This window comes from Aeromicrobium endophyticum, from assembly GCF_003586285.1.
Lineage (GTDB): Bacteria > Actinomycetota > Actinomycetes > Propionibacteriales > Nocardioidaceae > Aeromicrobium > Aeromicrobium endophyticum.
The window spans coordinates 2,116,784-2,129,381 of record NZ_QUBR01000001.1 but is presented as its reverse complement, the minus strand read 5'-3'; the positions used below and the strand labels follow the sequence as shown (position 1 = coordinate 2,129,381).

General features: G+C 70.8%; 11 protein-coding genes. 1 reads left to right on the top strand and 10 read right to left on the bottom strand.

The window, feature by feature from the left end; genetic code table 11:
• Window positions 1–361: 361 nt before the first annotated feature.
• The 6 genes from rsmA to DX116_RS10485 form a co-directional block, all read right to left on the bottom strand.
• Window positions 362–1,225 carry a 16S rRNA (adenine(1518)-N(6)/adenine(1519)-N(6))-dimethyltransferase RsmA gene (gene rsmA / locus DX116_RS10510; RefSeq protein WP_119704233.1) on the bottom strand — a complete coding sequence of 288 codons (864 nt, stop codon included), beginning with the start codon at window positions 1,223–1,225 and terminating at the stop codon, window positions 362–364.
• Window positions 1,222–2,361, bottom strand: a complete 1,140-nt coding sequence (locus DX116_RS20330; RefSeq protein WP_147393645.1) for a ubiquitin-like domain-containing protein — start codon at window positions 2,359–2,361, stop codon at window positions 1,222–1,224. Before DX116_RS20330 ends, rsmA begins: the two co-directional genes overlap by 4 nt.
• 61 nt (window positions 2,362–2,422) lie before the next feature.
• On the bottom strand, window positions 2,423–3,295 hold the full coding sequence (locus DX116_RS10500) for a TatD family hydrolase (protein ID WP_119704025.1): 873 nt from the start codon (window positions 3,293–3,295) through the stop codon (window positions 2,423–2,425).
• Window positions 3,292–4,887: a methionine--tRNA ligase gene (metG, locus tag DX116_RS10495; RefSeq protein WP_119704024.1), complete on the bottom strand. Its 1,596-nt coding sequence runs from the start codon at window positions 4,885–4,887 to the stop codon at window positions 3,292–3,294. Before metG ends, DX116_RS10500 begins: the two co-directional genes overlap by 4 nt.
• A gap of 32 nt (window positions 4,888–4,919) precedes the next feature.
• On the bottom strand, window positions 4,920–5,747 hold the full coding sequence (gene rsmI / locus DX116_RS10490; protein WP_119704023.1) for a 16S rRNA (cytidine(1402)-2'-O)-methyltransferase: 828 nt from the start codon (window positions 5,745–5,747) through the stop codon (window positions 4,920–4,922).
• Between the two features lie 141 nt (window positions 5,748–5,888).
• Window positions 5,889–6,818: a hypothetical protein gene (locus DX116_RS10485; protein ID WP_119704022.1), complete on the bottom strand. Its 930-nt coding sequence runs from the start codon at window positions 6,816–6,818 to the stop codon at window positions 5,889–5,891.
• Between the two features lie 212 nt (window positions 6,819–7,030).
• On the opposite strand from DX116_RS10485, the gene DX116_RS10480 reads away from it, so the two are divergent.
• Window positions 7,031–8,557, top strand: a complete 1,527-nt coding sequence (locus tag DX116_RS10480) for a dolichyl-phosphate-mannose--protein mannosyltransferase (RefSeq protein WP_119704021.1) — start codon at window positions 7,031–7,033, stop codon at window positions 8,555–8,557.
• Between the two features lie 12 nt (window positions 8,558–8,569).
• On the opposite strand, the gene DX116_RS10475 is transcribed toward DX116_RS10480, so the two are convergent.
• From DX116_RS10475 to DX116_RS10460, 4 genes are all read right to left on the bottom strand, one after another.
• Window positions 8,570–9,166, bottom strand: a complete 597-nt coding sequence (locus tag DX116_RS10475; protein WP_119704020.1) for a TetR family transcriptional regulator — start codon at window positions 9,164–9,166, stop codon at window positions 8,570–8,572.
• 19 nt (window positions 9,167–9,185) lie between these two features.
• Window positions 9,186–10,364, bottom strand: coding sequence for an NAD(P)/FAD-dependent oxidoreductase (locus DX116_RS10470; RefSeq protein WP_119704019.1), 1,179 nt, complete (start codon window positions 10,362–10,364; stop codon window positions 9,186–9,188).
• Between the two features lie 134 nt (window positions 10,365–10,498).
• Window positions 10,499–12,166: a hypothetical protein gene (locus DX116_RS10465; RefSeq protein ID WP_119704018.1), complete on the bottom strand. Its 1,668-nt coding sequence runs from the start codon at window positions 12,164–12,166 to the stop codon at window positions 10,499–10,501.
• Window positions 12,163–12,597 carry a TadE/TadG family type IV pilus assembly protein gene (locus tag DX116_RS10460; protein WP_158591972.1) on the bottom strand — a complete coding sequence of 145 codons (435 nt, stop codon included), beginning with the start codon at window positions 12,595–12,597 and terminating at the stop codon, window positions 12,163–12,165. The genes DX116_RS10465 and DX116_RS10460 overlap by 4 nt, the downstream gene beginning before the upstream one ends.
• Window position 12,598: the final 1 nt, after the last annotated feature.

Sequence of the window (12,598 nt, the reverse complement as noted above, 5' to 3'; positions counted from 1 at the left end):
GAGTTCTCAAGGATCACACGCACACCAACAACCACCAACCCATCAGGTCAGAAGCCACCGGGGCAACTCGTACAACTTACACGGCTCGTTTTCACCGGTCAAACCCGGGTCGGTCACCATGCCAGCTGCTGATTCAGGATCCGTCTCCGGGCGCTTGCACGCCGTGCCGTCGATCTTGTCTGCAGCTGATCGGAAGCCCTGCGTCAGCGCCGTTTCCGGCCCGTTCCGCTGTGCTGTCCAACAAGAAGAACACTACCTGGCCTGGTCTGGGATCTCCAAATCGGGGTACCCCTCGAGGTCCTGTGGCCGTCCGGAGGCCTGCAATTGCAGGTGGCGCTCGCGGACCTGACGTGCGACGAGCTCAGAGGAAGGACGCGAGGCGCGCGAAGTCGAGCACCGTGAGCTGCTCGCCACGTGCCTGCGGCGAGATGCCGGCGGACACCAGGGCCTGCTCGGCGAGCGACGCCGATCCGGCCAACGTCGACAGTGCGGCGCGCATGGTCTTGCGTCGCTGGGCGAACGCGGCATCGGCCGCAGCGAAGGTGCGCAGCCTGAGGTCCTCGTCGCCCAGCGGCTCGTGCCGGGACCAGCTGACGAGCGACGACTCGACGTTCGGCATGGGCCAGAACACGTTGCGCCCCACCGAGCCGGCGAGCTTCATGTCGGCGTACCAGGCGGCCTTGACGCTCGGCACCCCGTACGTCTTGGAGCCGGGGGGCGCCGCGAGGCGGTGGGCCACCTCGGCCTGGACCATGACGAGGCCCGTGCGGATCGACGGGAAGCGCTCGAAGAAGGTCAGCAGCACGGGGACCGAGACGTTGTACGGCAGATTGGCCACGAGCGCGGTCGGCTGCGGGTCGGGCAGCTCGGTGACCTTCATGGCGTCGGCGACGACCAGGTCGAAGTGCTGTGCCTGAGCGGGCGCCTGCTCGGCGATGGTCGACGGCAGGAGGCCGGCCAGGACCTCGTCGATCTCGACCGCCGTCACGTGCGCGGCGACCTCGAGCAGACCCAGCGTGAGGGACCCGAGGCCCGGGCCGATCTCGACCACCACGTCGTCGGCGGTGATGCCCGATGCCTTGACGATGCGCCGCACCGTGTTGGCGTCGTGCACGAAGTTCTGCCCACGCTGCTTGGTCGGCCGGATGCCACAGGCCTCGGCGAGGCGGCGGACGTCGGCCGCGCCGAGCAGTCGCGGCGGGGACGCGGGGGTCGGCGGCGTCAGTTGAACCGCGCTCCGGCACAGCCCCACTGGCCCCAGCCCGAGCGGGCCTGGAGGATCTTGGCGTACTTGATCTGGACCTCGCGCGAGTTCTCGTGCGGAAGGCCGGGACCGCCGACGCTCTTCCAGGTGGCTGCGCTGAACTGCAGGCCGCCGTAGTAGCCGTTGCCGGAGTTGATCTTCCAGTTGCCGCCGGACTCGCACTGGGCGATCTTGTCCCAGACGCTGTCGGGCGGCGTGCGGCTGGTGCCGCGTGACACGACCTCGGTGACGGGCTTGCTGACGGGATCGGAGGCGACCACGACACGGTCGCGCAGCTTGCCGTCGGCGTAGACCAGCGTCACCTGCTCGCGGTTCTTGCCGTTCTTGCCCGGCGTGACCACCTCGGTCTCGCCGGCCAGCGCCTCGGGATCGTCCTTGACCTCGGTGTCGTGCTTGATCTTGACCGTCTCGGTCTTCTGGACCTTCTCGATGCGCACGACGCGCAGCTTCTCGTCGGGTGCCACGTAGGCGTCGACTCCGGGCTGGATCTCGTCGTCGGCGTCGAGGGTGACTCCCGCCTCGTCGAGCACGTCGGCGACCGTCGGCCGGGTGGTGGTGAGGGTCTTGGCCTGCCCATCTGCGACGACCGTGACGTTCTTCGGGGTGCTCACGACCAGCCTCATGCCGCTGCGCGGGACCGGCTTGGCCGCCTTGGCCGAGACGTACGAGCCCTCGGCGGGAGCCACGCCCAGCGACGTGAGGGCGCGGCCGACGGTGGGCTCGAACACGACCCGGTCGCTGACCACCCCGTCGACCGTCAGCTGGAGCGGCCGGGCGTACGCGACGTCGATCGTGTCGCCGTCGGAGATCGGGTCGGTGGGGCGGTGGTTGAGGCGGTCGCCGTCTCGCACCACCACGCCGTGGTCGTCGAGGACGTCGGCGACCGTGCCGCCGAAGGTGCGCACCGTGTCGCGCTTGCCGTCGACGCTGAGCGTGATGGTCTGGCTCAGCGCCCCGTAGGCCGCGGTGCCTCCTGCCAGGACCAGCACGACGGCAAGGTTGAGCGCCAGGATCGGCGTCGACTTGCGGCGCCGACGCTTGGCGCGGTGACCGTGCGGCTTCGTGGTGCTGGAGGTGCTGGTGTTCTGGTGGAGCACGGAATTCCTCGGACGTCGATGACTGGGCCGAATTTCCACGATAGCCAGCGCCTCCTTGCCGTCAAGTTCGTCGTGCCCAGGCCCCGCCGAAGGCCCGGTCGGTGTTCTCGTCGATCGTCCGGCACAGCTCGTCGACGGAGAACCCTGCGATCCCAGCCATGAATCGTACCGTCAGGGGGATCAGGAACGAGGCGTTGGGCCGACCTCGATGCGGCGTCGGTGTGAGGAACGGCGCATCGGTCTCGACCAGGATACGGTCCGCCGGCGTGACGCGGAGCGCTTCGCGCAGGTTCTCGGCGTTCTTGAACGTGACGGTGCCGGCGAACGACAGGTAGGCGCCTCGCTCGACGCACTGCCGCGCGAGCTCGGCGTCGCCGGAGAAGCAGTGCATCACCGTGCGCTCGGGGACGCCCTCGTCGTCGAGGATCGACAGGACGTCGTCGTGGGCGTCGCGGTCGTGGATCACCAGCGTCTTGTCGTGCCGCTTGGCGATGCGGACGTGCTCGCGGAACGAGGCGTGCTGCGCCTCGCGACCGTCCGCGCCGGTGCGGAAGTAGTCGAGACCCGTCTCGCCGACCGCTCGCACGTGGTCGCCGGACGCGGCCAGCCGGTCGATCTCGGCCAGGGCGGCGTCGAGCTCGCCGGCCGCGGCCAGTGCCGGCGCCTCGTTGGGGTGCAGGGCGACCGCCGCGACCACCGACGGGTAGGCGGCGGCGGTGTCGACCGCCCAGCGGGAGCCCTCGAGGTCGCACCCGACCTGGACCACCCGGGTGACGTTGACCGCCGCAGCGCGGTCGAGGGCCTCGTCGACCGGGATCAGCAGTCCACCCTCGACGCCTTTGCTGTAGGCACGGTGGTCGAGGTGGCAGTGGTTGTCGACGACGGGAGACGGCAGCGCCTCGGGTGCCTCGGGCCAGCCGGCGGTCGCCGTCACGCGGTCTCGGTGGTCTCGATGCGCGGGAACAGCGAGGACGGCTTGGTGATAATCGAGCCGGCCGCGAGCTGGCCCCACGCCGCGACGGCGTCGATGCGCTGGTCGGCCAGCGCGCCGAGGGCCGGCTCGGCGCCGAGGGACTCCCACAGCACCGCCGACGCCTTGGGCATCACGGGGTTGAGCACGACCGCGAGCACGCGCAGGCCCTCGGCGGTCGTGTTGAGGATCGTGGCGAGACGGGCCGCGGCGGCCTCGTCGGTCGCCGCGTCCTTGGCGACCTTCCACGGCGCCTGGTCGGTGATGTAGCCGTTGAGCTCGTCGACGATGCGCCAGATCGACGCCAGCGCGTCCTGCGGGGCGACCGCCTCGATGGCCTCGTCGGCCGCCCGGACCGCCTCGGCCACGGTGTCGGTGACCGTCAGCTCGGCGTCGGTCAGCTCGGCGGCCGCGGGCAGCGTCCCGTCGAAGTACTTGCCGATCATGGCCGCGACGCGGGACGCGAGGTTGCCGAAGCCGTTGGCGAGCTCGGCGTGGTAGCGGGCGCTGATGTCCTCCCACGAGATCGAGCCGTCGCTGCCGAACGTCAGGGCCCGGGCGAAGTAGTAGCGGTAGGCGTCGGAGCCGAACGTGTCGACGATCTCGTCGGGGCGGATGCCGTTGGCCTTGGACTTGCTCATCTTCTGGCCACCGACGAGCAGCCAGCCGTGGGCGAAGACCTGGTGCGGGACGGGCTGACCCGCGGCCATCAGCATCGCGGGCCAGATGACGGCGTGGAACCGGGCGATGTCCTTGCCGACGATGTGGATGTTGGCGGGCCACAGCTGGGCGAAGCGCTCGTCGTCCACCCCGTAGCCGGCCGCCGTGACGTAGTTGAGCAGCGCCTCGATCCAGACGTACATGACGTGCTCGTCGTCCCACGGCACGCCGATGCCCCAGTCGAACGTCGAGCGCGAGATCGACAGGTCGCGCAGCCCGCGGCTGACGAACGAGATCACCTCGTTACGGGCTGACTCGGGCTGGATGAAGGTGGGGTTGGCCTCGTAGAAGTCGAGCAGCTTCTGCTGGTAGTCGCCGAGGCGGAAGAAGTAGTTCTCCTCGCTCATGTACTCGACGCGGCTGCCGTCGAGCTTGCTGACCTTGAAGCCCTCGTCGTCGCCCTCGCCGTCGACGACGTCGTCCTCGCCCACGAACTCCTCGCTGCCGACGCTGTAGTGGCCCTCGAACGAGCCCTTGTAGACGGCGTCGCGCTCGTACAGGGCCTGCCAGAACGCCTTGGACCCGTCGATGTGGCGCTGGTCGGTCGTGCGGATGTAGTCGTCGTTGGCGATGTCGAGCGTCTCGAGCATCGGCCGCCACTCGTCGTCGACCAGCTTGTCGACCCACTCCTGCGGCGAGACGCCGTTGAGCTCGGCCTTGCGCAGGACCTTCTGGCCGTGCTCGTCCGTGCCCGTCAGGTACCAGACGCTCTCGCCGCGCTGCCGGTGCCAGCGCGTGAGGATGTCGCCCATGACCGTCGTGTAGCCGTGCCCGATGTGGGGCGCGTCGTTGACGTAGAAGATGGGCGTGGTGACGTAGAACGTTTCGGCGGACACGCCTGCGAGTCTAGTGACCCGGCTGGCGGCGCCTACGAGTGCGCGGCGTCGTAGACGTCCTTCTTGCGGGTGCCGGTCTCGCCGGCCACCTGCTCGATGGCGTCCTTGCGGCTCAGACCCTCCGCCTGGCGGGCGGCCACAAGCGCGCGCAGGTCGTCCGGGGCGTACGTGCGGGCCTCGGCGACCGCGCCGCCGACCACGATGGTCACCTCGCCGCGGACGCCCTGCTCCTGCCCCACGGCCCAGTCGACGAGCTCGGACAGGCCGCCGCGAGCGACCTCCTCGTAGGTCTTGGTGAGCTCGCGGCACACGGCAGCCGGCCGGTCGGCCCCGAAGACGTCGGCCATCGCGCGCAACGACGTCTCGGTGCGGTGCGGCGACTCGAAGAACACCATCGTGCGGCGCTCGCGCGCGAGCTCGGTGAGCGCCGTCGCGCGCTCGCCGGCCTTGCGCGGCAGGAAGCCTTCGAAGCAGAACCGGTCGACGGGCAGGCCGGAGACCGCCAGGGCCGTGAGCACCGCGGACGGACCGGGGATCGCGGTGACGGCGACATCGGCCGCGATCGCCGCGACGACCAGGCGGTAGCCGGGGTCGGACACGCTCGGCATGCCGGCGTCGGTGACGAGGACGACGGTCATCCCGTCGCTCAGCATCGCCGCGAGCTCGGGCGTGCGGCGCTCCTCGTTGCCCTCGAAGTACGAGACGATGCGTCCGCCGATCTCGACACCGAGCTCGGACGCGAGCCGCTTGAGCCGGCGGGTGTCCTCGGCGGCGACCACGTCGGCCGACACGAGGGCGTCCGCCAGGCGTCCGCTGGCGTCGGCGACCCGACCGATGGGCGTCGCGGCGAGGATCAGCATGCGAGCCAGTCTGGCACTCGCTCCCCCTCCCGGCCTGGGCGGTGGATCCTCCACCGTCCGGACCCGAGCGGTGGACGCGCCACCTTCTGGCGCCGATTCGGCGCTCGTACGGTGGCGGACCCACCGCCCGGCCGTGCCGCGTCAGACGGTGACCGGTTGGAACAGCGAATCCCACCGACGGCCGAAGGCCGGGGAAGGGCCGTCGTAACCGCGCCGGACCAGCTGCGCGTGAAGGCTCATGATCATCGCCCGCGGCCGTGCCAACCGCTCGTTGGTGACCTGGTGGTAGTCCCAACCGATCCTGCGGAACCCGCCGTACCGGTCGATGTCGCGGGCGAACTGCTGGATGTCGAGCGCGTGCTGACGCCCCTCGTACTCCACCACCAGCCGCCACGGGCGATACACGAGGTCGCCGATGCCCACCAGCGCTCCGGCGTCGTCTCGCACCTCGACGTTGACCTCGGGCCGGGGCAGGCCGGAGAAGACGATGATCGCGCGCGTCTCGGACTCCTTGGTCGATCGCGCCCGTCCGTCGAGGTGGGGCACGACGACCAGCGCCTGGGCCGCGCCCGCCCTCCAGTGACAGAACCCGATGAACTCGCCCAGCGACGTCGCGCTCATGTGCTCGTGCCGGAGGAGCCAGTCGCCGATGACGATCAGGTCGATCATCCGCTCCGTCGCGGCCAGCGCGACGAAGACCGCCTCGGGACACACCCCGTCGGGGCCGGACTGCGGCATCACCGCGGTCCTGTGCAGCAGGATGCCCTCGACGTCGAGATGGAGGTCGCGACCCACCACGAAGTGCAGCGGCTCGAGCGGACCGTGCTCGAGCCCGAGCTCACGAAGTCGGGTCGCATGGGTCGTCCGAGCGTCCGGGGGAAGATTGCGACGCGCGGCGGCGATCTGCTCGCTCGGCGAGAGGACGAGGTCGGCCAGGCAGTAGACGCGTGGGTAGACCTGGCGGAAGCGTGGGTGCTCGAGCATCCGCGGCGTGATGCCGGCCCGACGGGCCTCGGTCAGGTCGAACGAGCGGCCGGCGAGATGCTCGGGGACGGGAGTCGGAGTTCTCATGCCTCATGCGAACCTCCACAGGCAGACGCTCGCCACGCCGCCGGCCATCCCTGTGGACATCCCGCGGCCGTCCCGGCACCTGTGGACCGGGACTGAGCGGTGGATGCACCACCGTCTGAGCCGGAGATGACGTCCATTCGGTGGTCGATCCACCGCCCGGGTGGAAACGGTGGCATACGCACCGCCGGGGAGGGGGACCTAGGCTGTTCGGCGTGACGGTCCTGGCGCGCATCCCCCACCGCGTCTGGGGGTGGGTCGGGCCGATCGGCATCATGCTGCTGGCCTTCGCGCTGCGCGTGTGGAACCTGGGCTACCCGAACAAGTTCGTGTTCGACGAGACCTACTACGCCAAGGACGCCTACTCGCTGCTGCAGCACGGGTACGTGCGCGACTTCACCGAGCAGGCCAACCAGCAGATCGTCCAGGGCAGGCTCGACGGCATCATGACCGACGAGCCGTCGTGGATCGTCCACCCCGACGGCGGCAAGTGGCTGATCGCTCTCGGCGAGCAGGTGTTCGGCTTCGACTCCTTCGGCTGGCGCATCGCGGGCGTCGTGGTCGGCGCGCTGACGGTGCTCGTGCTCGCGCGCCTGGTGCTGCGCCTCACGGGGTCGGTCGTGGTCTCGTGCATCGCCGCGCTGCTGCTGACGGTCGACGGCATGCACTTCGTGATGTCGCGCCTCGCGCTGCTCGACATCTTCCTGACGTTCTGGATCGTCTGCGGCGTCGCGTGCCTGGCCGCCGATCGCGACTGGATCCGCGACCGGCTCGACCGCTACCGGTTCGCCCGCCCCTGGCAGCTGCTGGCCGGGCTCAGCTTCGGCATGGCCTGCGCGACCAAGTGGAGCGGCGTCTACGTGCTGGCGGCGTTCGGCCTCGCCACGGTCGTGTCGGAGGTGCTCGCACGGCGGCACGCCGGTCCGCGGCACGGCTGGGTGCGACGGACGCTGATGGTGGGGCTGCCCGCCTTCGCCTCGATCGTCCTGGTCGCCCTGGTGGTCTACGTCGTCTCGTGGACCGGGTTCCTGCTGCACCACGAGGTGTACGAGGCGCGCTTCGGACGCGGCTACGGCGACTACTCGGCGCCGTGGGGGGCGTACGTCGACCGGCCCACGACCGGCTTCCTCGGCGAGACCCGAGACGCCTTCCGCTCGCTGTGGCACTTCCACGTCATGACCTACCAGTTCCACACCACCGACCTGAACACCGCGACGCACCCGTACCAGTCCGATCCCCTGGGCTGGCTGGTGCAGCTGCGTCCCGTCGGGGCCGACGCGCAGTTCGACCTGCCGTCGTCGCTGCAGTGCGGCCAGGCCGCCGGCAGCACGTGCGTGCGAGAGATCCTGATCCTCGGCAACCCGATCATCTGGTGGACGGGCGTGCTGGCGCTGGTCGCCGCGCTCGTCGCGTGGGTGCGGACGCGGTCGTGGACCTGGGGCATGCCGGTCGTGGCCGTGGCGGTGTGCTGGCTGCCGTGGTTCCGGTTCGACGACCGCCCGATCTTCTCGTTCTACGCGGTGACGTTGATCCCGTTCACGATCGTCGCGATCTGCCTGGTCGTCGACTCGTTGATCCGGTCGGCCGTGACGCCCCGCCAGCGCTACCTCGCCGGGTTGACGACAGGAGTGTTCGTCGTGGCGGCGGTCGTGGCGTTCTGGTACTTCCACCCGATCTACACCGACGGCCTGATCCCGTACGACGCCTGGCGCAACCGCATGTGGCTCGGTCGCTGGATCTGACCGGCCTCGGCGTCAGGCGGCCGCCGCAGCGCCTGCCAGCACCATCCCCACGAGCCACCCGATGTCGGCGGCTGCGTCGGCGGGTGCCTTGGACGGCCGGGTCAGGCCCGACAGCACGAGCCGCACGACGGCCTCGGTGACGACCCCGAGCTGCTCCTGCTCGAAGCCCGACGGCGGGTACAGCTCGGCGACGGCCTGCTCGACGACCGCGACGGCGGTCTCGACGATGCCCCCCGACTCGGTGGTGAGGATCATCAGGAAGTCGAGGTCGCGGTCGGTCGCCGCCGAGCTGACGATGGTGCGGACGAGCAGGCTCTGCTCGCCCATCAGCAGCACGCCCTCGCACGCCGCCCGGATACCGTCCGACAGATCGCGCTCGGCCTCCATGCGGGTGCGCGCCACGGTCAGGAACAGCTGCAGCTCGCGCAGCGCCAGCTGCTGGGCCAGCCCGTGCTTGGTGCCGAACTCGTTGTAGGCGGTCTGCCGGCTGACCCCGGCCGACGACGCGACGCCCGACATCGTGACGGCTGCCCACCCTCCCGCCTCGATCATGGCCTGGGCCGCGTCGAGCAGTCGCTGGCGCACCGGGACGGGAAGGTCGGACGTCATCTACGTCGCGCGCCATGGCTCATGCGTCCAGACTGGCACGATCGGAGATCGTCTGTCTGGCTTTCCGGACGTCTCGCGGACGTCCGATCGACACGGCACCCCGCACGATCCCGTCGTCGAGCAGGTAGGCGATGAAGTCGCGGTCGTCCAACGAGCCGTGCACGACGAGCTCGTGGGCCGCGTCGGGCCAGCCGACGACCTGCAGGTTGAGCCCGTACTGGTCGGACCAGCACCACGGGACCTCGTCGAAGGGCTCGTCGCCGCCGGCCATCACGCGACCCACGGCCGTGCCGTGGTTCTGCGCCCCCTGCCAGTGCTCGACCCGGTGCCGTCCCCCGAGCACCGGACGAGGCTGGTTGGCCACGTCGCCGGCGGCGAAGACCCCCTCGACGGACGTGCGTCCGTGCGCGTCGACCAGGATGCCCCCACCGTCACCGGGCGCGGCCAGCTCGATGCCGGCAGCCTCGGCGAGCTCGGTGCGCGGCTGCATGCCGACGGCCACGACGACGACCGGCGCGGTCCACGACCGTCCGTCGACGGCGCGCACCGTGGTGCCCGCGAGTCCGTCGACGACCGACTCGACCGTCACGCCCGTGTGCAGGTCGGTGCCCTCGCTGCGGTGCACGTCGGCGTACATCTGCCCGAGCGCGGGCGGCAGCAGCCGGGGCATGGGCAGGTCGCCGGCCTCGAGCAGCGTCACGTGGCAGCCCGCCGCACGGGCGCTCGCCGCGATCTCCGACCCGATGAGACCGGCACCGACGACGATCATCGGCGTGGCCGACGCCAGCTCGCCGGCCAGCGGCGGGACGTCCGCCAGGTCGCGCAGCGTGCGCGCTCCCGTGGCGCCGGGCCAGGGCTGGCGCGCCGTGCCCCCGGTGGCCAGCAGCAGCCGGTCGAAGCCGAGCGACGTGCCGTCGGCCAGCCCGACCGAGCGGGCGTCGAGGTCGAGCCCGACCACGGGCGTCGCACGGCGCAGGCCGATGCCCTGCTGGTCGTACCACTCGACCTTCTTGATGCGGATCTCGTCGGCGGTCTTGTCGCCGCGCACGATCTCCTTCGACACCGGCGGACGGCGGTAGGGCAGCTCGGGCTCGTCGCCCAGCAGCTGGATCGAGCCCTCGTAGCCGGCCGCCCGCATCGCTGCGGCGGCGCTGACCCCGGCGATGCCGGTGCCGATGACGACGGTGCGGTCGCTCATCGAGCGATCACGGCTCCGTCGACCACGGCAGCGGGCCGGGGCTGCTGGCACACACGTGTCGTCACGACTGGTCTCCTGCGGGGGTGCGTCTCGGTGGTGATGCCGCCATTGTCGCCGACGACGTCGAGGTCGCCCTACTTGCGCAGGCCGAAGACGCTGCAGGTGCTCATCTTGTCGAGGGTCACCGACGCGCCGTTCAGCGACAGCCCCATGCCGGAGAGCGCCGAGTTGAGGCCCGTGGTCAGCTGCGGCCCCAGGCCGAGACCGGCGACCTTGAGGATCACGGCCGTGGTGCCGTTGACCACGGCCCCGGCCACCGAGATCGGGCTGATCAGCTCGGTGCTGAGTCCTCCGACGTTCGTCCACGTGCTCGGGGACGTCGTGAACGTGTGGCTCGCGGTGCTCGCATTGGTCTGCGGCAGCACCACCGGCAGGCTGAGGAGGCCGTCGAGCGCCTCGACCGTCAGCGACCCGTTGGTCGCGGTCGTCGTGGCCGTCACATCGACGTCGGGCGCCGGTTCGCAGGAGCCGACCGCGCCGACCTTGACCGTGGCGTTGACGCCGTTCAGCACCAGCTTGACCTTGACGTCGGCGGTGCCGCTCGGCTTCCACTGCCCCGTGAGGATGTCCGTCAGCCCGCTCACCACCCCGCAGAGCAGGCCCCCGATCACGCCGCCGCACTTCACGTACTTGTCGGCCCCCAGCACCGTGAGCTCGGCCACGACCGAGGCCTGCGTGCTCGTCACCTCCGATCCGGCACCTCCGCACACGGTCTTGGGCGGGCCGACGATCGTCACGTTCAGGCTGGTGACGGCGAAGCCCGGCACCGTGACGCCCACGTCCTTCAGCTTGACCACGTGCGCGCCGTCGAAGGCCATCACGCTGCCCGCGACGAGGTCGAAGACGTTGACGTCGCCCGAGAGCACCGCCGCGCTGTTGCCGACCCCGAGCTGGACCAGCTCGCCCAGCTTGATCGTCTCGTTGATGCCGGCCGTGCCCGCCACGCCGGCGATGCGGTTCAGCTCGACCGCTGCGCTGCTCGCGGCCGAACCCGGCTGCTTCGCGAGCACGCGCGCCGAGGCCCTCGCCAGGCTGCCGAGCGTGACGTCGGCGGTCAGGGGCGACGACGGGTCGCCGACGCCGAGCTCGGCGACCAGGTCGGCCAGCGGGACGCTGATGCTCTTGATCGCGAGCAGCCCCGCGCTCGTGAACACCGTGGCGGACGTCGGCGCGACCTCGTTGAGCAGCGTGGCCAGCGGCCCCCCGCCGGCCGAGGTGTCGAGGGCAGCGAGGTACGAGCCGACCGTGACGCACGCGGCCCTCGGCTGGCGTGCCGCGATGGCCGTGCGCCGGGGCTTGGCGGGGTCGTGGCCGGGCCACAGGCGGATCGAGCTGGCACCGGACACGCTGACCTTGACGGCGTTGGGGTACTCGGCACCGCCCGCAGCGCGCAGCCAGTCGCCTTGGGCGCTGGCCATGCCGAAGGTGACCACGACGTCGGAGTCCTTGACGGTGGCCGCGACCGACGGACGGTTGCGGGCCAGCGTGGCGGCCAGCGTGGACCCGCTCGACGCCTTGAGCTGGTCGGTGGTCTTGGAGCCGTCGATCATGGTCGACATGTCCATCGCGGTGGTGTCGGCGAGCGACCGCATGTCGACCGTGACGACGCGGTCGACGCCCAGGTCGATGACGAAGGCGGCCACGATCATCAGCACCGACATGATCAGCACCGAGAAGACGAAGACCGCTCCCCGCTCGTCGCGGTCGTCGCGCGTGCAGCGCGAAGGCCGCCGGGACGTCACTGCGAGACCCGCGCCGACGACACGTACGTCAGCGACGACGGGAAGAGCGCGTCGGGGACGAACGGCATCGAGCCGGCCAGCTGGTGGTCGCGGTAGGCGTAGCTCAGCCGCACCGTCACGCACTTCTTGCCGCCGTCGCACGGTGCCGGAGCGCTGATCGAGCACGTGCCCGCCGACACCCCGCGCCGCTTCAGGACCCCCGACACGCAGGTGACATCGGCCTGGGCGCCCAGCGTGCCGTTGATCGCGGCCAGCGCATCGCTCGTGCGGGTCGCGTCACTGGCGTTCAGCGGCTGCACGGCGGCGGCGCGCGCGCCCTCGGTGGCCGCCTGGCTCAGTGCCTGGCGGAAGCTGAACATCGTCGCCATGCCGATCAGCAGGAAGATCAGGAACAGGAAGAACGGCAGCACCAGGACGAACTCGACCGTCACG

Bases quoted from the DNA above. Each gene is read 5' to 3' on its own strand.
- DX116_RS10485 (WP_119704022.1), bottom strand. From the start codon at position 6,818: ATGAGAACTCCGACTCCCGTCCCCGAGCATCTCGCCGGCCGCTCGTTC.
- rsmI (WP_119704023.1), bottom strand. From the start codon at position 5,747: ATGCTGATCCTCGCCGCGACGCCCATCGGTCGGGTCGCCGACGCCAGC.
- DX116_RS10475 (WP_119704020.1), bottom strand. From the start codon at position 9,166: ATGACGTCCGACCTTCCCGTCCCGGTGCGCCAGCGACTGCTCGACGCG.
- DX116_RS10470 (WP_119704019.1), bottom strand. From the start codon at position 10,364: ATGAGCGACCGCACCGTCGTCATCGGCACCGGCATCGCCGGGGTCAGC.